Origin of the sequence: Streptomyces sp. NPDC047017, assembly GCF_040644175.1 — a bacterium.
GTDB lineage: Bacteria > Actinomycetota > Actinomycetes > Streptomycetales > Streptomycetaceae > Streptomyces.
Window position 1 is genome coordinate 83,145 of sequence record NZ_JBEYVW010000011.1, and the last position, 19,454, is coordinate 102,598.

At 74.7% G+C, this 19,454-nt stretch carries 12 protein-coding genes; 3 read left to right on the forward strand and 9 right to left on the reverse strand.

Annotated features, from left to right (window positions below; genetic code table 11):
- From ABZ858_RS19800 to ABZ858_RS19840, 9 genes are all read right to left on the reverse strand, one after another.
- The coding region (locus tag ABZ858_RS19800) for a class I SAM-dependent methyltransferase (RefSeq protein ID WP_361379766.1) at positions 1-1,266 on the reverse strand (1,266 nt) is incomplete at its 3' end.
- Between the two features lie 5 nt (positions 1,267-1,271).
- Entirely contained in the window at positions 1,272-2,411 is a 1,140-nt protein-coding gene (locus ABZ858_RS19805; protein ID WP_361379769.1) for a saccharopine dehydrogenase NADP-binding domain-containing protein, read from the reverse strand.
- On the reverse strand, positions 2,408-4,162 hold the full coding sequence (locus tag ABZ858_RS19810; RefSeq protein ID WP_361379772.1) for an ABC transporter ATP-binding protein: 1,755 nt from the start codon (positions 4,160-4,162) through the stop codon (positions 2,408-2,410). The genes ABZ858_RS19805 and ABZ858_RS19810 overlap by 4 nt, the downstream gene beginning before the upstream one ends.
- On the reverse strand, positions 4,159-6,084 hold the full coding sequence (locus ABZ858_RS19815; RefSeq protein WP_361379775.1) for an ABC transporter ATP-binding protein: 1,926 nt from the start codon (positions 6,082-6,084) through the stop codon (positions 4,159-4,161). The genes ABZ858_RS19810 and ABZ858_RS19815 overlap by 4 nt, the downstream gene beginning before the upstream one ends.
- Entirely contained in the window at positions 6,081-11,651 is a 5,571-nt protein-coding gene (locus ABZ858_RS19820) for an amino acid adenylation domain-containing protein (protein ID WP_361379776.1), read from the reverse strand. The genes ABZ858_RS19815 and ABZ858_RS19820 overlap by 4 nt, the downstream gene beginning before the upstream one ends.
- Positions 11,648-12,415 carry a VOC family protein gene (locus tag ABZ858_RS19825; RefSeq protein WP_361379777.1) on the reverse strand — a complete coding sequence of 256 codons (768 nt, stop codon included), beginning with the start codon at positions 12,413-12,415 and terminating at the stop codon, positions 11,648-11,650. The genes ABZ858_RS19820 and ABZ858_RS19825 overlap by 4 nt, the downstream gene beginning before the upstream one ends.
- Entirely contained in the window at positions 12,412-13,569 is a 1,158-nt protein-coding gene (locus tag ABZ858_RS19830; protein ID WP_361379780.1) for a Gfo/Idh/MocA family oxidoreductase, read from the reverse strand. The genes ABZ858_RS19825 and ABZ858_RS19830 overlap by 4 nt, the downstream gene beginning before the upstream one ends.
- Positions 13,566-14,969: a salicylate synthase gene (locus ABZ858_RS19835; RefSeq protein ID WP_361379783.1), complete on the reverse strand. Its 1,404-nt coding sequence runs from the start codon at positions 14,967-14,969 to the stop codon at positions 13,566-13,568. Before ABZ858_RS19835 ends, ABZ858_RS19830 begins: the two co-directional genes overlap by 4 nt.
- Entirely contained in the window at positions 14,966-15,745 is a 780-nt protein-coding gene (locus ABZ858_RS19840) for an alpha/beta fold hydrolase (protein WP_361379786.1), read from the reverse strand. Before ABZ858_RS19840 ends, ABZ858_RS19835 begins: the two co-directional genes overlap by 4 nt.
- A gap of 344 nt (positions 15,746-16,089) precedes the next feature.
- On the opposite strand from ABZ858_RS19840, the gene ABZ858_RS19845 reads away from it, so the two are divergent.
- The 3 genes from ABZ858_RS19845 (at position 16,090) to ABZ858_RS19855 (ending at position 19,450) form a co-directional block, all read left to right on the forward strand.
- Entirely contained in the window at positions 16,090-17,643 is a 1,554-nt protein-coding gene (locus ABZ858_RS19845) for an ABC transporter substrate-binding protein (RefSeq protein ID WP_361379789.1), read from the forward strand.
- Positions 17,640-18,590: an ABC transporter permease gene (locus ABZ858_RS19850; protein ID WP_361379792.1), complete on the forward strand. Its 951-nt coding sequence runs from the start codon at positions 17,640-17,642 to the stop codon at positions 18,588-18,590. The genes ABZ858_RS19845 and ABZ858_RS19850 overlap by 4 nt, the downstream gene beginning before the upstream one ends.
- Before the next feature lie 89 nt (positions 18,591-18,679).
- Complete coding sequence (locus ABZ858_RS19855) at positions 18,680-19,450, forward strand: ABC transporter permease subunit (protein ID WP_361379795.1); 771 nt, start codon at positions 18,680-18,682, stop codon at positions 19,448-19,450.
- The last annotated feature ends 4 nt before the right edge of the window (positions 19,451-19,454 follow it).

Sequence of the window (19,454 nt, forward strand, 5' to 3'; positions counted from 1 at the left end):
GGCCAGCGCCTCGGCGACCGCCGAGAAGAACCGGACGGCCTCGTGCGGCAGCGCGCCCGCCGGGGCGGGCGGGACCGCGGCGAGGACGTCCGCCGCGGCGAAGTCCGTGCCGTCGACGGTGCAGACCGGCTCGTCGCCCCGGCCGTCGAGGAGACGGCGCAACGGCTCCGTGTCCACGGCGTCCGCCTCGGGTGCGGTGGCGTGCCACAGGTACTGGCCGGCCGGGGCCGGGCCCGCGGTGTCGTCCGGATACCGGGCCCGGACGGCGAAGCCGGCGTCGGTCAGGTCCTTCTCCCACTCCCCCACCGTCGGGAAGACGGTGTCGGTCCCGCCGCGGCGGTCGGTGAAGCGGGTGCGCGGGTCGGCGGCGTGGCCGGACGAGGCCGGCGGGGAGAGCAGGAACTGCATCGAGGTCAGGACGGTGTCGCAGTCGCCCGCCGAGTCCACCAGCAGCAGTGTGCCGCCGGGTGCCAGCAGGCGGCGGACCCGGCGCAGGGTGGCCGGTACGTCGGTCGCGTTGTGCAGCACGTTGGCGGCCACGACCACATCGGCGGCGCCCACCGGGAAATCCTGGGCGGTGAAGTCGGCGTCGATGTCGAGCGGCGCCGTCGCGACGCCGAGGCGGTCGGCGGCGGCACCGGTGTGCAGCGGGCTGAGATCGGTGAACAGGTAGTCGGACGCGGACCGGTGCGGCAGGGCCTTGAGCACCGCTTCGGTGGCGGCCCCCGAGCCGCCGCCCAGTTCCACCACCCGGACCCGGTGGGTGCCGTCGCGCCGTCCGGCCTCGGCGGCCACCAGATCCGCGCACCGCTCGTGCAGCCGTCCCGTGAAGGCGTTGCGCTGGTAGGCGCCGAGGGAGGTGACGGCGTCGCTGTCCTCGGGCAGCAGGTCGGTCAGGGTGACGCGGTCGCTCAGCAGGTCGGGCAGGTGGTCAAGGGCGGCGCGGTGCAGTCGGGCCATCTCGGGAGGGAAACCGAGCCGTGCGTAGCGGGCGGGCAGTTCGTGCGGGGCGGGCGAGTCCGCCGGGGCCGCCTCGTGGAGGACGCCGGCCTCGTCGCGGCGGACGACGCCGGCCGCGATGAGCGCGGCGAGCCAGCGGTGCAGGAGACAGCGGTGGCGGGGGGCCACCGACAGGGCGGCGGCGACGGCGTCCGCGGTGCCCGGCAGTCCCGGGCGGAGTGCGGCCGCCATGGCGCTGCGGCTGAGGTGATCCAAGTGGTGCAGCTCGCGTCGCAGCCGGAGTTCTCCGCGGGCGTCGACGGACATGGCGGTCACAGCGCCCCCACTTCGGTCACGGCGTCCGGCGCGAACGGGTCGGCGTCCTCGGGCAGCAGCTCGACCCGCGCGTACGGGGCCGTGCCCTCCCCCGCGGTACTCCGGGTGAGCGCGGCGACGGCGGTCTCGGCGTCGAGCACGTCGGCCGCGAAGTGCCGGCCGGGCGGTACCTCGCCGCGCAGCACACTCGTCGCCGTGTGCGCGGCGACCGCGCCGCTCAGCGGGGCGTTGCCGGTGCCGTGCAGGACCGCGGTACGGGTGGCGCCGCCCGTCCTGAGCACCACGGCCAGGGTGACGGCGGGCGGGCGGCCCGCGAGGTCGAGCCGGGCTGCCCGGCACAGGCGGTGCGCCGCCTCGTCGGGCGGCAGCACGTGCACCCGGTCGAGGGCGGCGAGCACGTGCTCGCCCTGGATCAGGGTCAGCCAGTCGCCGTCGCGGACGCCGAGGGCCCGCGCGGTGCGGGCGTCCTCGGCGCAGAGCTGGGGCAGCTCGGTGCCGGTGCCCGGGAAGAACGGCAGGTCGGTGACGGTACGGCGGGTCAGCGCGCGTCGCCGTGGCGCTCCGTCGCGCCAGGCGGCCAGGGGTCCGGGTCCGATGGCCGAGGCGCCGTGCAGGTACTCCAGGGCGGAGGTGGTGGTGAACAGGTCCAGCACCCGGGTGCGCACGGTGACCGTGTCGGGCCGGCTCGTCCCGGCGGCCCGCGCCCACCGGGCCACGGCCCTGGGGAACAGGCCGGTCAGGCCGGGGCGCAGGCCCGCGGAGAGCACGGCGCTGCGGCCCGCGTGCCGGTAGCGGCCGTCGTCCAGGACCGCGTGCAGGGCGTCGTCCCCGGCGGCGTCCACGTAGTCGACGCCCGTCCGCAGCGCGGCGCAGGCGGCGGTGGCGCCGGTGAGGTGCGACGGTCCGGCGCAGTTGACCAGGACGCTCAGCCCGTCGGAGAACGCCGCCACGCTGTCGCCGTCGCGGACGTCCACCACCCGGTGTTCCACCGGCGCGCCGGCCGGCAGCGGGCGGGCGCAGAACTCGGCCGCCGCGGTCGCCGACCGCCCGCCGACGCGTACGGGGTGCCCGGCCCGGAGCAGGGCCAGGACGGTGTGGGCGCCCACGTCGCCGTAGCCGCCGATGACGCCGATCACCGGGTCACCTCCGCCGTGCCGTCCGGCACCAGGCGCCAGCCGCGGCTGCGGCGGCGCCGCTCCCAGAAGCGGGCGTACAGGCCGTCGGCGGCGAGCAGTTCCTCGTGGGTGCCGCGCTCGCCGATCCGGCCCTGGTCCAGGACGAGGATCTGGTCGGCGGCCACGACGGTAGACAGCTGGTGGGCGATCACCAGCAGGGTGGAGTCCCGCATGAGGGTGCGCAGGGCCTGCTGGACGTACTTCTCGTTCTCCGGGTCGAGGGCCGCGGTGGCCTCGTCCAGCAGGACGACGGGGGCGCGTTTGAGCACGGCTCGGGCTACGGAGACGCGCTGGCGTTCCCCGCCGGACAGGGCGGCGCCGCCCTCGCCGACGCGGGTGGCCGAGCCGTCCGGCAGCCGCTGGACGATCTCGTCCACGCCGGCGATCCGGGCGGCCTCGCGCACCTCCTCGTCGGTGGCGTCGGGCCGGCCGACGCGGATGTTGCCCTCCAGGGTGTCGTCGAAGAGGTACACGTCCTGCTGGACCAGGGAGAGCTGGGTCATCAGCTGTTCCACCGGCATTCCGCGCACGTCGGCGCCGCCGACGCGGACCGCTCCGGCGTCCGTGTCGAAGAAGCGGGCGATGAGCCGGACCAGCGTGGTCTTGCCGGCGCCGGACGCGCCGACCACCGCGGTCATGGTGCGCGCCGGGACGCGCAGGGAGACGTCGCGCAGGACCGGGTCGCCGTCCTCGTAGCCGAAGGTGACCTTGTCGAAGACGATCTCGCCGGGCTTGTCGAGGGCGGCACGGGCGGCGGTGTCGGGCAGCGGCGGCTCGTCCAGCAGGGCGGCGAGCCGGCCGAGGTCGTTGCCGGCCATGCGCAGCATGCCGCTCATGCCGGCCGCCTCCGACAGCGGGCCGACGAACCGGGCGGCGAGCGCCAGGAGCGCGACCAGGGCGGCGGGCTCCACGGCGTCGTGCAGGGCGAGGGTCACGCCGGTGGCGACCAGGGCGGCGAAGCAGAGCTGGACGGCGAGCCCGTTGGCCAGCAGCCGCGGCATGGTCTCGGCGAGCATCCGGCCGCCGGCCGTGCCGCGTTCCTCCACCGCGGCCTCCAGCGGGGCGTAGCCCTCGCGGTCCCGGCCGAAGGCCCGCAGGGTCTGCTGCGCCCGGGCGAACTCCACCACCCGGTTGCCGGCGAGGGCGTCGGCGGACTCCCGCTGGTGCTCGCTGCGGCCGATCCAGGAGGCGGACCAGCGGTGGGTGGCGTACAGCAGCGGCGCGCAGCACACCAGGACCAGGCCGAGCCGCGGGTCCAGGACGAGCATGGCGAGGACGACGGTGGCGGGGGTGAGGACACCGCTGACGACGGGGGTCAGCAGGTGGGCGAAGACGTTGGTGACGGTGAAGGTTCCGGTGGTCGCCGACCGCGCGACCCGGCCGACCTTCTCGGAGGTGAACCAGCCCAGCGGCAGCCGGACCAGATGGTCGCCGAGCCGGTCGTGCAGGGTGGTGAGGGTGACGACGGCCAGTGCGAAGCCGCGCATGGCCTGCTGGTAGCGGGCGGCGCAGGTGGCCACGACGAGGACCGCGAGCACCGCGAGGTGCCGCAGCGCCCCGGAGGTGTCGCCGTCGAAGACCGCTCGCAGCACGGGTACGAGGAAGGCCATGGCGACGCCCTCCAGGACCGCGTAGGCCGCCAGCCAGCTGAAGTAGCGGCGCAGCTCGCCCCGGTGCTCGGGCCCCAGGACGGTGGCCAGGTGGCGGATCATCGGTCGGTCTCCTCGGTCCTCTCGGTTGCCTCGGCCTTCTCGGCCGGCCCGGTCTTCTCGGCCGGCCGGGTCTCCTCGGTCGGCCCGGTCTTCTCGGCCGGCCCGGTGCCGGGTGTGCCGGCGGGGCGGTGGGCCGCCCACATGCGGGCGTAACGGCCCTTCGCGGCGACCAGTTCGGGGTGGGTGCCCTGCTCGGCGATCCGGCCCGCGTCGAGCACGACGATCCGGTCGGCGCCGGTGATGGTGGACAGCCGGTGGGCGATCACGAGGACGGTGCGGCCTTGTACCAGGGTGGACAGGGCGTCCTGGATCTCGGCCTCGGACTCGGGGTCGGCGTAGGCGGTGGCCTCGTCGAGGACGAGCACCGGCGCGTCGGCGAGCAGGGCGCGGGCGATGGTGAGGCGCTGGGCCTCGCCGCCGGAGAAGCGGGCGTCCTCGCCGACGACCGAGTCGTAGCCGCGCGGCAGCCGCGTGACGCGGTCGTGGACGCGGGCGGCGGTCGCGGCGGCGACGAGTTCGGCGTCGGTGGCGTCGGGTCGGCCCAGGCGCAGGTTGTCGGCGACCGTGCCGTGCAGCAGCTGGACGTCCTGGAGGACGAACCCGACGTGCCGGTACAGCTCTTCGGGCGCGATGTCGCGCACGTCGGCGCCGCCGATACGGACCGCGCCGGCGTCCACGTCGTGGAACCGGGGCACGAGCGCGGCGAGTGTGGACTTCCCGGCGCCGGACCCGCCGACCAGGGCGGTGACGGTGCCCGCCCGGCAAGTGAGGTCGATCCCCCGGAGTACGGGCCTGCCCGGGTCGTAGCCGAAGACGACACCGTCGAGGACGACGTCGTGGCCGTCGGGCCGCTGCGGCCGGTCGGTGACGGGCAGTTCCGGGACGTCCAGCAGCGCGGTGATGCGCCCGGCGGCGGCCACCGCCTTGCGCTGCGCGGTCAGGCCCTGGTTCAGGGTGAGCAGGGTGGTGGGCAGGACGGCGGCGACGAGCACCTCGGCGAGGACGTCGGCGGGTGTCACCCAGCCCTCGTGGGTGAACCAGACGCCGCCGGCCAGGCCGACGACGGAGATCACCGGCACGGACAGGGCCATGGAGGTGTACGCCTCCAGCCTGAGCACCGGCCGCACCCAGCCGGCGTACTGGTCGCCGTAGGCGTGCACGGCCTCCCGGTAGCCGGCGTGGGCCCGGCGGGTGCCGCCGAACACCTTGACGACACCGATGCCGTGCACGAACTCGACCACGGCGGCGCTCACCCGGCCGAAGGCGGTGTCCAGTTCGGTCATCTTCTCGGCGAAGCCGCGCATCATGACGGCGTACGCGGTGAAGTAGACCGGCAGGGTGGCGAGCGCGAGGAGGGCGAGGCGCCAGTCGGCCCACAGCAGGTAGCCGAGTCCGGCGAGCGGCAGCGCGACCGCTCCGGAGAGTTCGACGTCGTGGTGGGCGATGTGGTGGTGCAGGTCGTCGATGTCCTCCTGGGCCGCCTTGCGGACCTGTCCGGAGGTGGTGGACGAGTACCAGCCGAGCGGTACGCGGCCGAGCTTGGCGACCATGCGGCGGCGCAGGTCGGCCTGGAGCCGGCCGTCGGCGAGGTGGGTGATCCACAGGGCGGCGCCGTTGCAGCTCCAGCCGACGACCAGGGTCACGGCGACGACGGCGGCCGCGGTGATCACCCGGTCGCGGTCCAGGGGGCCGTCGGCGAGCAGCGCCCGGCCGATCTCGGCGATGCCGACGAAGGGCGCCAGGCTGGTGACGGCGCCGAGCGCGCCGAGCACGATGCCGAGCCGGGTCATCCGGGCGACGGGGCGGCGCAGTTCGCGCAGGGCCTCGGCGGTGCGCCGGCGTTCGTCACGCTCGGTGTCCGGTGCGGTCCCGTCCGGCCGCTCGGGGGCCGTCGCGGGTTCGGTGGTGGTGATCGTGCTCATCGGGGGGTGTCTCCCTCGGTGTCCCGGGCCGGCCGCAGCGGGGCCGCGAGATGTTCGGCGACCGTGTGGACGTACGGCGGTTCGATGACGCTGAAGTGGTTGCCGGGGACGTCGGTGACGGTGAAGCGGCCGAGGCACATCTCGGCCCAGAACGGCTCGGCGAGGTGGCCGACGCCGCCGGTGACACCGAAGGACTGCTGTTCCTTCGCGCGCAGGAACGTGATGTCGCCCGCGTAGGGCTCCAGTTGGAGGTGGGCTGCCTTCATGCTGTGCCGGCAGGTGCGGAACAGGGCCGGTACCAGCTCGGCGTCGACCGGCACCTGGGCGTTCTCCCCGGCGGCGCGGGCGTAGGCGGCGAGCCGCTCCTCCTGCGGGCGTCCGGCGGCGCGGCGGGCGGCGGCGGCCACGGCGGCCAGTGCCTCGTCGTCGTCCAGTGCGGCCAGCGCGCCGGCCGGGATGCGTCCGCCGCCGCGCTCGGTGAGCAGTTCGACCGCGCGGTAGACGTCCTCGGCGGGGACGCCGGGTCCGAAGACGGCCGGGACGGGGTCGAGGCCGAGGTTGGGCACGAAGATGGATTCGTAGGCCAGTTCCTCGTCGGTGTCCAGGAACATCGGGATGCTGTCGACCAGGGTGAGGTCGTCCACGCGCAGTCCGCGTTCGGTCAGCCGCCGGGCCACCTCGGTGGCGAGCAGCCCGCCGAGGCAGTAGCCGATCAGCTGGAAGCGGGTGTGTCCCTCGTCGGCCAGGCGCCGGGCGTACCGGTCCGCGACGGTGGCCACCAGCCGGTCCGTCGAGGTCGCCGTGTACTGGCCGGCGTCGGCGACGGCGACGCCGATCACCGGGCCGAGGTCCTGGGCGGCGAGGGCGCGGCCGAGGTGCTGGAAGTAGTCCAGGGTGCCGAGGGCCGCGTGGAACATGACGCGCACGGTGCCGTCGGGGTGCGGAGCGCCGCCGAACGGGACGAGCAGGGCGTTGCCTCCGGTGTCGCGGGCCTGGCCGGTGGCGGGTCCGGGGGCGGGGCGTGCCGTGGTCCGCAGGGCGCGGGCCAGTGCCTGGACGGTGGGCTCGTTGAGCATCTGCCGCAGCAGGGTGTCGTAGGTGAAGTCCGCCGCCTCGGGCAGTTCCTCCCGCAGCCGGCCGGCCACGCGGGCGAGGATGAGCGAGTCGGCACCGCGGTCGTAGAAGTTGTCCTCGGGCGTGAGCGCGGTGATGCCGAGGGCCGTGGCCCACAGCGCGCACAGGCGCTCCTCCAGTCCGGCGTCGCCGTCCGCCACGGCCGGCTCGGCGCCGGCCAGTGCGCCGGGCCGCCGGGCGGCCAGGGCCCGGCGGTCGATCTTGCCGTTGGCGGTGACGGGCAGTGCGTCGACGATCTGAAGGTGGGCGGGGACCATGGCCGCGGGCACTCGTTCCGCGGCGAAGGCGGTGACCTGCTCCGGCCGCACCGGTGTCCGGTCCGTCTTGGCGCGCAGCACGAACAGCCGGTGTCCGGCGGCCTCGAAGGGGTGGCCGGGGCCGGGTAGGGTCAGGACGTGCTGGGCGCCGGCCCGTTCGAACAGGTCGCGCCAGCCGGCCTCGTCCAGCAGCGGGCACGTCCCGTACTCGCGGTCGCCGTCGCCCGGCTCCATCATGAACCCCTGGGTGAGCAGGATGTGCGGGTGGGCGCCGACGGGTTCGGTCACCACCAGCAGCCCGCCCGGGGCGAGGAGCCCGACCGCGGCGCGTACCGCACGGGCACTGTCCCGGGCGCTGTTGAGCATCCCGGCGCAGATCACGAGGTCGGCGGAGTTCGGCGGCAGCCCCTGGGCGAGGAGGTCACGGTCGGCGTCGACCACTCCGTAGCGCACTGCCTGCCCGTGGAACGCGGTGCGTGCCCGGGGCAGGAAGGACGGGCTGACGTCGGTGAACAGGTAGTCGACGTCGAGACCGTCGAGCAGCGGCAGGACGGATTCCGTGGTCGCGCCCGTTCCGGCGCCCAGTTCGACCACACGCAGCGGCCCGGGGCCGTCGTGCTCGGCCGCCCGGCGGTGGATCACGGCGGCGACCGCGGCGTTGAGGTGCCGGGAGAGGGCGTCGTCCCGGTAGACGGCGTGGGCGGGGGTGTCGTCGCCCTCGGGGAAGAGCAGGTCGAAGGGGTTGAGGCGGTCGTCGAGGAGTTCGTCCAGGTGCTCGGCGTGCGCGCGGTGGTAGGCGAGGTACTCGTCGGTGCACAGGCCGTCCGCGACGCCGCGTGCCGCCTCGTCCCAGGCGCGGGCGGCCTCCTCGTCGCCGGTCTCCCGTACGACGCGGTAGCGGTCGTCCGCGTCCCGGCTCAGCAGTTCCGCGTCCGTCAGCGCCGCCAGCCAGTGCCGGACCAGCCAGCGGTGGCGCGGGGCCACCCGGGCGGCGTCCAGCACCTCTTCCGCACTCCGGGCGCCATCGGACTCCGCGCTCCGGGTCTGCTCGGATTCCGCGCTCCGGGCCTCGTCGGTCAGTGCTCCGCGCCGCCGCAGGGCGTCGGTCATCGTCAGCAGGGACGCCCGTCGCAGGGCCGCGTGGTGGGCGGTGATCCGCTCGGCCGCGACGCCGGGCAGGACACGGTCGGCGTACCGCTGCGCGGCGGTGCGCAGCCGGGTGTCCCCGGCGGTCTCGTCCGGCGGGGTACGCGGGGCCGGTTCGACGAAGCCGAGCAGCGTCCGGTCGCCGTCCTCGTCGCTCACCACGGCCGCGGCGGCGCCGATCGCGGGGTGGGCCAGCAGGGCGGCCTCGACCTCGCCGAGTTCGATGCGGTGGCCGCGGATCTTGATCTGGTTGTCCTCCCGGCCGAGGAACTCGATCTCCCCGCCGGGCAGATAGCGGCCCACGTCCCCGGTCCGGTACAGGCGCTGTCCGTCGTGGGGGTGGTCCGGGAAGCTGCGGGCGGTGAGGTCCGGGTCGCCGAGGTAGCCGAGCGCCAGCCCGTCTCCCGTGATGCACAGCTCGCCGGGGACCCAGACCGGGCAGTCCAGACCGTCCTCGCCCAGGACCCGGAAGCCCTGGTTCCGCAGGGGGATGCCGTACGGGATGCTCGCGCGGGTGTCGTCCGCCTCGGTGATCGGGTGGTGGATGGACCAGATGGCCGCCTCCGTGGCACCGCCCAGGGACATCAGCGACAGGCCGGGCAGCAGGGTCCGCGTCCGGCCGGGCAGCGGCACCGGGATCCAGTCGCCGGAGAGCAGGGCGATGCGCAGGGTGGGCAGTTCGGTGGGCTCGGTGGTCAGGTAGTCGGCGAGCATGTGCAGTTGCGCCGGCACCGAGTTCCACAGGGTCACGCCGTGCTCGGCGATCAGCTGTGCCCAGTGGGAGGGGTCGGCGCCGCGTGCCGGGTCGGTCAGGACCAGGGCGGCGCCGGTGGCGAGCGCGCCGAAGACGTCGTACACCGACAGGTCGAAGCCGAGCTGGGCGAGCTGGAGCACCCGGTCGGCGCCGGTGACGGCGAACCTGTCGTTGATGTCGGTGACGGTGTTGAGCGCGGCGCGGTGGGAGGTGACGACTCCCTTCGGGTCGCCGGTGGAGCCGGAGGTGTGGATGACATAGGCGGGTGCGTCCGGGTCGCCCGCCTCCGGCACGGGTATGAACGCGCGGGGGGCGAGGCGGTCGACGTCGATGCGGTCCACGCCCTCGGGCCGGCCCGCGCCGTCGTCCACCCAGGACTGGGTGAGGACGTGCCGGACGCCCGAGGCGGTCAGCAGCCGGGCGCGCCGCAGCGCGGGCTGGGTGGTGTCGACGGGCACATGGACGCAGCCGGCCAGCAGGACACCCAGTACGGCGGCGGCCTGCTCGGGGCCCTTGTCCATGACGACGGCGATCCGGTCGCCGTCCGCGCGGCCCGCCGCGTGCAGGGCGTCGGCCACGGCCCCGGCGCCGCGGGCCAGCTCGCCGTAGGTGACCGAGCCGAAGGCGCCCAGCAGGGCGGGCGCGTCGGGGCGGTCGGCGGCGCGGGCGAAGAAGCCCTCGTGCAGCAGGCCCTCGGGCGACGGTCCCGCCGTGTCGTTGGCGGCGCGGCGCTCCTCGTCCTGCCAGGCGGGCAGCGCGACGGGCTCGGCGCGGTCCCACGCGCCGGGGTCGCCGGCGAGCGTTTCGAGCAGTGCGCCGAAGGCACCGAGCATGTCCTCGGCCATGCCGTCGGGCAGCACGCCCCGCCTGATGTCCCAATGGATCTCCAGGTCGCCGGAGCCGTCGCCGACCTGGCAGTCCAGGAAGACCTGCGGGGTCTGGGTGATGCCCGCGCCCAGGGTGCGGCCACTGCGTTCCGACGAGCCGGGGCCCAGCCCCAGGGAGCTGGTGAACACGTACGGCATGAGGGCGGCGTCGCGGCCGCGGGCCCGGGTGAGGTCGCGGATGACCTCCACGCCGGAGTACAGGCGGTGGTCGAGGTCGGTGAAGAGCCGCTCCCCCAGCCGCTTCGCGCGTTCCGCGGGAGCCGCCCCGGTCTGCTCCTCGACCGCGAGCAGGGTGACGGAGGTGAAGTCGCCGACCAGGCGGTCGACGTGGGGGTGCAGGGGCAGGCGGCCCAGGAGCGTCAGGTTGACGGTGAAGGACTTGCGGCGGCTCCAGCGCTCCAGGACCGACACGTACGCGGCGAGGACGGCGGCGGTGGGGGTCAGTCCGCGGGCCGTCGCCTGTTCCCGCAGCCGCTGCCACGCCGGCCGCGGCAGGCGGTGGGACAGCCGCACGAAGCGGGGCTGTCCCTCGGTGGGCGTGGTGACCAGCGGCAGGTCGGGCGCGGGTGGCAGGGAGGCGAGACGCGAGCGCCAGTAGTCGCGGTCGCGGCGGTGGCGCGCGGTGTCCCGCAGCGCGCGTTCGGCCAGGACGTAGTCGCGGAAGGAGATCGCGCACGGGGGCAGAGCGGTGGTGTCCGAGGGGTCGGGCGAGGCGAGGAGGGTGTCCAGCTCGTCGAAGAGGATCGCGGCGCTGGCCCAGTCGGCGACCAGGGAGTCCAGCGAGAAGTGCAGTACGTCGCCGTCGGGCAGCCGGGTCACCCGCAGCTCGAACAGGGGCCAGCGGGCGGTGTCGTAGGTGCGGTGGCCCATGACGGCCCGCGCCTCCTCCATGTGCTGTGCGCTGCGCCGGGGGTCCTCGCGCAGGTCGGTGACGGCGACCCGGCAGCGCGGCACCTCGGGCAGGACCTGCTGGTAGCCGTCCTCGTGGACGATCGCGCGCAGCATGTCGTGCCGGGCGATCAGGGCGTTCCAGGCGTCCTCCAGGGCCGGGGGGTCGAGCCGGGGGTAGTGGATCTCCAGGTAGCCGTGGCAGGCGACGCCGCCGTGCCCGAACGGGTCCCGCCGGCCCAGCAGATAGGCGCTCTGCACGTCGGTGAGCGGGAACGGCTCGTGGGCGGCCGCGGGATCGGCGGTGACCGTACGGGCGGTGCCCTCCGCGTCGAGCAGGGCGACGATCCGGTCGCGGTGCGTCCGCAGGGCGGCACGGCGTTCCTCGGTGAGGACGCCCTGCGGCGCCCGGAACCGTATCCGGCCGTCCTCGCTCCACAACTCGACGCCGAGAGAGGTGAGTTCGTCGAGGAGCGCGGCAGCGGTGGTGGGTGCGGTCATGACGTGGAGGACCCCTTGCCGTGGGTGGTGGGCGGTACGGGTGTGGTGTCGGCCGGGAGCAGTACGGCGCCGTGCAGCAGGGCCGGTTCCAGCGGGTCGGCCAGTCCGGCGATGTGGACGGCGCGGACGGCGGTCACCGGTGCCTCCTCCAGCCGCAGGTCCGGTGCGTCGCCCGCGAGGCGGGTGACGGCGGGCAGGTCGTCCGGCCGGACTCCGAGCACGATGCGCGTGATCGCCCGGGCGCCGTTGGGGTGGCTCGTGCCGGCCGGATGCTGGCGCGGCTCGTAGGGCGTGACGAGGAACGGGAGGCGTCCGGATCTGGGGTAGGCGAAGGCGAACCGGGTCTCGGCGCCGTCGGGGCGCCGGCGCGTCCAGCGCACGGCGCGTCCGCAGGGCACCCCCTCACCGGTCAGTTGCGCGGTGACGGCGGCCAGTTCGGCGTGCTCGACGAGCAGGGCGAGGTCGCAGAAGCCCTCCTCCTGGCGGGCCCAGCGGACCATGCGGCCGCCCGCGCCCCGCCCGAAGCGGAGATCGACGGGCAGCCGCATGAAGCGGGCTCCGGGCGGCGTGGTCAGCAGCTCGATCACCGGGCCTTCCCGGAACCAGACGTGCGCGTGCAGCGCCCTGTGCTCGGGAGCGGTCGCGTAGGCGACCTGGAAGCCGGCGGCGCGGAAGCTGTCGACCGCGCGGGGCAGGTCGTGCACGCGTACCAGGACGTGGCCGCACCGCTGTGCGACGGACCGGCGGGGAGCAGGGTGGGTCATCGGGGCGGGCCTTCCGCGGGGTCGGTGGCGGACGGGGCGGCGGCGCCTTCCGCGGCGTCCCGCAGGGCGGTGACAGGCACGACGGGTGGCTCGGGTGGGCTGATCAGCTCCGGCATGCCGAGCTGGGCGGTCAGGTCGGCCCAGCAGCGGGACACCGACAGCGCCCACTGCCCCGCGCCGGGGCGCAGGACGGGGTCGGCGGCGGCATCGCGCAGGCGGCGCAGGGCGGTCAGGACGGCCCCGGGCCACAGGCGGGCGAAGACGTGGTGGTAGCTGTCGGCGGCCGGGTGCAGTTCCACGGTGGAGGGCGTGGCGAGCCGTTCGGTATCGGGGCCGGCGAGGACCAGGCGGCCCGTGGCGTCGCGGGGCGCGTGCAGGCGCGGGTTCCACAGCACCGGCCCGTGGGTGTCGGCGAGGGTGAGGACGCCGGCGTCGGTGCCGAGGGAGACGCGGTGCAGCAGGTGGGAGTGGTTGTCGGGGTCGTCCGGGTGCACCTCGTTCTGCACCCGCAGGGTGACGGGCGCGCCGCCGACGACGGCGTGCAGGGTGCGGAAGGGCTGCGTCCCGTCGGTGAGCCCGGCGAGTTCGGCGCCGGGTCCGGATTCGGCCCGGAAGGCCCAGGGCCGCAGCGCCCCGGCGGCCCGGCCGAGGACGTCGAGCAGGGGGTAGGCGACCTGGCTGTTGCAGGCGGCGTCGATGAACCGGAGCGGGCCCCGGGCGCGCAGCGTCTCGGCGGCGGCCAGGAAGGCGCGCACCGGCGCCAGGTCGGGGTAGAGGGTGCCGACGGCGTAGGCGGCGTCGCCCTCGCGCGCCGCCCGCAGGTTGTCGGCGAGTTCACCGGCGTGGACGGGGTGCTCCTGGAGGACGTGCAGTCCGCGGCGCAGTGCGGCGCGCGCGAGGTCGGAACCGGGGCCTCCGGTGGCGCCCGAGCGGACGACGACGCACAGGACGTCGGTGTCGTCGGGCAGCTCGGTGACGTCCGTGTGGAGCGGCACTCCGGACTGCTCGGCCAGCTGCCGGGAGTAGTCGCCTCCCCTGGCGAGGATGCCACTGAGGGTGAACCCTTCCGGGTCGCTACGGACCGCGTCCAGGTAGACGCGGCCGAAGGCGGTTCCGGCGACCACCACCCGCAGCGGTCGTCCGGCGCGGCTCACGAGGCGGTCACGGCTGCTTCGGCTGCCGCCCCTTCACTCTCGGGCACGGTCCCGTCCTCGGCGGCGTCCGCCGAGGTCGCGGGTACGAGGTGGCCGCTGACGGCGCGGAGTTTCTCCCGGGTCTCCTCCAGCTCCCGTGCCGGGTCGGAGCCGGCCACGACGCCCGCTCCGGCGCGCAGCCAGGTCCGGCCGTCGCGGCGCAGCACCGTACGCAGCACGAGGGCCGCGTCCAGGGTGCCGTCGGCCTCCAGCCGGACGACCGCGCCGCTGTACAGGCCCCGTTCCCGTTGCTCCGCACGCCGGATCATCGCGGACGCGGACCGCTTGGGTATGCCGGAGGCCGTCACGGCGGGGAACAGCGCGGCGAGCGCGTCCCACCGGTCGCGGCCCGGCGCGAGCCGGCCCCGCAGCCGGGAGGCGAGATGCTGCACACTCCCCCGTTCCGCGACGGCCATGAACTCCTCGGTGCGCACGGACTCGGGTCGGCACACCGTGGTCAGCTCCTCCTGCACCAGGCGCACGGAGACGGCGTGCTCGTACACCTCCTTGGCGTCCCGGTGCAGTTCGGCCCGGCGCAGGGCGTCCCTGCCGGGATCGCCGGTCAGGGCGCGCGTCCCGGCCAGTGGCTGCGCCGTGACCAGTCCCTCGGCGTCGACCCGGGCCACGATCTCGGGGCTGTAGCCGGCGGCTTCCCAGCCGCCGTGCCGCAACAGGAAGGAGCGGGCCGGCTGATGGGCACGCCGTCCCGCCACGTACGTGGCCGGCAGGTCCAGTTCTTCGGGCACGGTCACGCTGCGGGAGACGATGACCTTGTCCAGCTCCCCGGCGCGGATGGCGCGTACGGCGTCGGCGACGGCGGCGCGGTAGCGGTCCGCGCCCTCCTCCAGGTCCACGGTGACGCGCCCGGCGGCGGGTTCGGCGGCCGATGCCGCGGCCAGACGCAGTCGCCGTTCCAGCGTGTCGAGGGCGCCTGGGTTATCGGCCCGCAGTACGGCCGCGGACGGGGTCAGCCGGATCTCGCGTTCCGGGACGACGAACCGGGCGAGGGGGGCGGCGGCCGACGGCAGCTCGTCGCCGGAGCAGGCGTGGGTGAACTCGAAGGAGATCCAGCCGTGTGCCGATCCGACACCGCCGGTCCTCGACTGGAGGAGGTGCCCGGCGGCGGACAACGGGTCGGCTCCCGGCGGCAGTTCCACGGCCACGCCATCGGTGCCGTACGACCGGACGGACGCTGCGTCCACTTCGACGACCGCGGCCTCGCCTTCACTCCATACGACGGCGCCGTCCTGTTCGTACAGGAGATGGGGCGCTTCGGTGGCCGCGCAGAGGGCGGCGGCGACAGCCACGGGATCGCCGCTGAAGGGCAGTCCGCGTTCGGGGAAGGGGTCCCGAGGGGTCACGAAAGGTTCTCACTTTCCAGTCGACAGCGGGCGCCGGTGGCCGCGGCGGTACGGGTGATGTCCACGAGGAGGCGCAGCACGGGCTCACGGCGGGGGGTGAAGTAGAAGTGGCCGCCGGGGAAGGCGCGCAGCCGGAACGGGCCGGTGGTGTGTGGCGCCCAGGCACGGGCCTGGGCCTCGTCGACCTCGGTGTCCCTCTCCCCCAGCACGGCGGTCACGGGGCAGCCCAGCGGCGGGGACGCGGGGCGGTGGTAGGTCTCCGCGAGCCTGAAGTCGGCGCGTACGGCGGGCAGGTAGGCGTCACGGACGGCGGGGTCGGTCAGCAACTCGCCCCGGGTGCCGCCCAGCCGGACCAGTTCGTCGACCAACGCGTCGTCGGGCCGGGTGTGCGTGTCGCCGCGCGCGGGCAGCGAGGGAGCACGGCGACCGGAGACCACCAGATGGCCGGGGGCGGCCCCCCAGGCGGTCAGCCGGAGCGCGGCCTCGTAGGCGACGATCGCACCGAAGCTGTGCCCGAAGAGCACCAACGGCCGCTCGGCCAGCGGGAGAAGGGCCGCGCAGAGACCGGCCGTCAGGCTCCGCAGGTCGTCGGCGGGCGGTTCGGACAGGCGGTCCTCGCGCCCGGGGTACTGCACCGCGGACAGCTCCATGTCGTCGGGGAAGCGGGCTCCCCACGCCGCGTACGGGCCGGCCGTGCCTCCGGCGTGCGGCAGGCAGACCAGGCGGGCGGAGGGGCTGTGCCGGGGCGTTCGGCAGCGCAGCCAGGCGTCCGTCATGGGCGGTTTCTTCCCTTCGGTGGCAGCGTCCGGGCGAATCGGTCGCCTCATCGGGGCGCACACGAGGCCGCGCACGGCGGATGCGAATCGGCGGGATGCCGCCGGCGCCACCCATACAAGCCTTACTGAAAACGATTGTCAATCCCGTTAATGGGGGAAGCAGGCCACGCCGACTGCCGGGCCCCGGTCGTCAATACCGACAAGGCCCACTTGAGTTTGAAAATGATTATCATGTATGACTAGACGCGATTCCCGGCCCTCTGGGCGACCCGGCACCGTCCGTGCACGCGCCCATACGTACTCGGAGTGTCATGTCTCATCGCCCTTCCCTTCCCTTCCCGTCCGTGACCCGCCGCCATGTCCTGTCCCTGATCGGGCTGGGGGCCGCGACCGCGGCCGTCCCCTCGCTCACCGGCTGCTCTTCCGACCAGGGCACGGCGCCCACGGTGACCGGTGCGCCCACCGGCACGGCGCGGCGCGGCGGCACCGTCCGGCTCGCCTTCGCCGGAGCGGGTGCGGCCGAGTCCCTCGACCCCACCGTGGGGACCTCTCCCTGCGACCTCGCCCGCTACTCGGTCGTCTTCGACACGCTGTTCCTCTTCGCCGACGGCGAGGCCGAGCCCGCGCTCGCCACGGCCGCCGAGGTCGACACCAGGGCGAAGCGCTGCACCCTGACGCTGCGCCAGGGAGTCACGTGGCACGACGGAACACCCTTCACCGCCGCCGACGTCGTGCACACGCTCAAGTACCGCTCCTCCCCCGACCGCGTCTCGCCGAGCGAGCTGTCGGCCTACTTCGACCTCGCCGCCGCCGAGGCCGGTGACGATCACACCGTCGTCGTACCGACCCTCCGGCCCGCCGGCGACCCGGCGACCCTCTTCGCGGGCGCCGGGATCTACGTCATCAAGGCCGGCACCTCCTCCTTCGCCGCCAACTCCGTCACCGGCACCGGGCCTTACCGCCTGACGGCCTTCAAAGCGGGCGTGGAGACCCGGCTGGAGCGCTTCGACGGCTACTGGGACGGCAGCGGCCACGCCGACAAGATCGTCCTGCTCAGCGTCGACGACGCCCAGGCCCGGGTCAACGCGGTCAGGGACGGCCAGGCCGACTACGCCTCCGACATCTCCTTCACCACGGCGAAGGCGGGGGCGCCCGGCACCGGCCTGCAGATCCGTGACGCGGGCAAGAACCTGCGCACGACGTACGGGTTCGTCCTCAACGTCACCCGCCCCCTCCCCTCGGACCCCCGGGTGCGGCAGGCGATCAAGCTGGGCATCGACCGCAAGGCACTGGTCGAGGCCGTCTTCCTCGGCTACGGAGAGCCCGCCAACGACCTGTTCGGGGCCGGCGCGCAGTACTACCTCGACGACGTGCCCGTCCCCGAGCGCGACACGGCCAGGGCGAAGCGGCTGCTGAAGGAGGCCGGCGCCACGGGCAAGCCCTTCGTGGTGCGCACGGCCGAGTACGAGACGGGGCTGAACTCGTCGGCGGAGCTGTTCGTCGAACAGCTGAGAGGACTCGGTCTCGACGCCTCACTGGTCAAGGTGAGCACCACGGAGGGGTACGAACCGTCCGGCATGAAGGCGTGCGACGCCATCTCCTTCCCCCTCGGACCGGTTTCCCTGGCCCTGACCTACACCCGGTCCGCGGCCTTCGAGACGCTCGCCTTCCCGGACAAGGAGCTGACGGACGCCGTGGCGACGGCCGTGTCCACCACCTCGGAGACCGCCAGGGCCGATGCCTGGACCAGGGCCCAGCGGGTCATGGCGGACCGCGGCAACTGGATCGCCTGGGGGCGCGGTGACGTGCTGAGCCTGGCGAAGGCCACCCTGACGGGCATCGAGAACCGCGAGTCGCCGAAGTACCCCTGGCTGGGGAAGGTGGGCTTCACCGCGTGACAAGAGACCTGGTCCGGTATGTCACCGGGCGGCTCGTGACCGCCGTGGCCCTGCTGGCCGCGCTGTCTTCGGTGGTCTATGCCGGCGTCGATCTGCTGCCCGGCGACCCCGCCACCGCCCGGCTCGGGGTGAACGCCACACCGGACCAGGTGGCGGTGGCCCGCCAACGGCTGGGACTGGACGAGCCGTTGGCCCACCGCTACCTGAAATGGGCCGACGGCCTGCTGCACGGCAACCTCGGCACGTCGGCGAACGGCACACCCGTCGCCGGTATGCTCTCCGGCCGCCTGGAGAACACCGCGGTCCTGGCCGGCCTGACCGTCCTGCTCCTGATACCCCTCTCCCTCGTCCTCGGTCTCGTTCTGGGCCGCCGGGCCGAGCGGCGGGCCGACCGGGCCGGCTCCGCCCTGCTGCTCCTGACCACGGCCGTACCCGAGTTCGTGGTCGCGGCCATGCTCGCCCTCGTGGTGGGCGCGCAGTTGCGCTGGCTGCCCGCGACCTCCCTGGTCCCCGCGGGGGACTCCCCGCTCACCCATCCGGACGTGCTGGTGCTGCCGGTGCTCAGCCTGCTCTGGGTGAGCCTCGCCTACGCGACGCGTGTGATCCGGGCGCAGACGCTGGTCGCGTCGCGTGCCCCGCACGTGGAGGCGATGCGGCTCAACGGCATCCCCGAACGGACCGTGCTGTACCACGGTGTCCTGCCCGCCGTGCTGCCCTCCGCCGCCCAGATCTGGCTGATCACTTCGGCCGGGCTGCTCGGCGGCACGGTACTGGTGGAGGCCGTCTTCGGGTATCCCGGCATCGGCCAGGTACTGGTCTCCTCGGTCAGCACCGGCGATCTGCCGGTCGTGCAGGCGCTCGCCGTGCTCATGGGGGCCCTCACCCTGCTGGCCACCATCGCCGCGGACGTCATCGGCGCCGCGGTCGGAAGGACGCGATCCCAGTGAAGACCTCCACACCTCCACCGCGCGTTCGCGGCCCGTTGCCGCACTCCGCGGGTCTCTCCCGGTGGCGGGCCGGCAGGCGCACCCTGGTCGTGGCGGTCGTGATCGGCGTCGTGCTGGCCGTCGCCCTCGCCGGGCCGTGGCTCGCGCCGCATTCGGCGACGGAGATGGTGGCGACGCCGTACGCGCCGCCTGCTGCGGCACACCCGCTCGGCACCGACCACCTCGGCCGCGACGTACTGTCCCGCCTGCTGCGCGGGGGTCCGTCCGTCGTGCTCACCACGCTGGCCGCCACGGTCGTCACCGTGGCGCTCGGCACCTCGGCCGGGCTGGCGGCGGCCCTGGTCGCCCACCGCCGGCCGGCCGCCGAGGGCCTCGTCATGCGCCCCTTCGACGCCCTCGCCGCGCTGCCGCCGATGCTCGCCCTCCTGCTCGTGCTCACGGCGGTGCCCAGCCGGGCCGGTGTCGTACTCGCGGCGTGTGCCGCGGGCGTACCGCTGTCCGCGCGGGTCATCCGGTCCGCCGCCCTGCCCGTGCTGCGCAGGCCGCATGCGGAGTTGTCGCTGGCCCGGGGCGAACGGTGGCCCTGGGTGCTGCGCAACGAGGTGCTGCCACTCGTCGCCACCACGGTGCTCGCCGACGCGGGGCTCCGGTTCGTCTTCTCCCTCTATCTGGTCAGTGCGGCCGGCTTCCTGGGCGTCGGCGTCTCCGGTTCCGACTGGGGCACCCTCGTCTACGAGGCCCTGCCCGGCGCCGCGCTGCAGCCCTGCGCACTGCTGGCACCGCTGGTCCTGATCGCCGTCCTCGCCGTGGGCGTCAACCTGCTGTCCGACGACGTGACACACCCCGACGACGAGGAGTGAGCCA

Coding starts and splice junctions, on each gene's coding strand:
- ABZ858_RS19815 (WP_361379775.1), bottom strand. CDS start 6,084: ATGAGCACGATCACCACCACCGAACCCGCGACGGCCCCCGAGCGGCCG.
- ABZ858_RS19840 (WP_361379786.1), bottom strand. CDS start 15,745: ATGACGGACGCCTGGCTGCGCTGCCGAACGCCCCGGCACAGCCCCTCC.
- ABZ858_RS19820 (WP_361379776.1), bottom strand. CDS start 11,651: ATGACCGCACCCACCACCGCTGCCGCGCTCCTCGACGAACTCACCTCT.
- ABZ858_RS19810 (WP_361379772.1), bottom strand. CDS start 4,162: ATGATCCGCCACCTGGCCACCGTCCTGGGGCCCGAGCACCGGGGCGAG.
- ABZ858_RS19825 (WP_361379777.1), bottom strand. CDS start 12,415: ATGACCCACCCTGCTCCCCGCCGGTCCGTCGCACAGCGGTGCGGCCAC.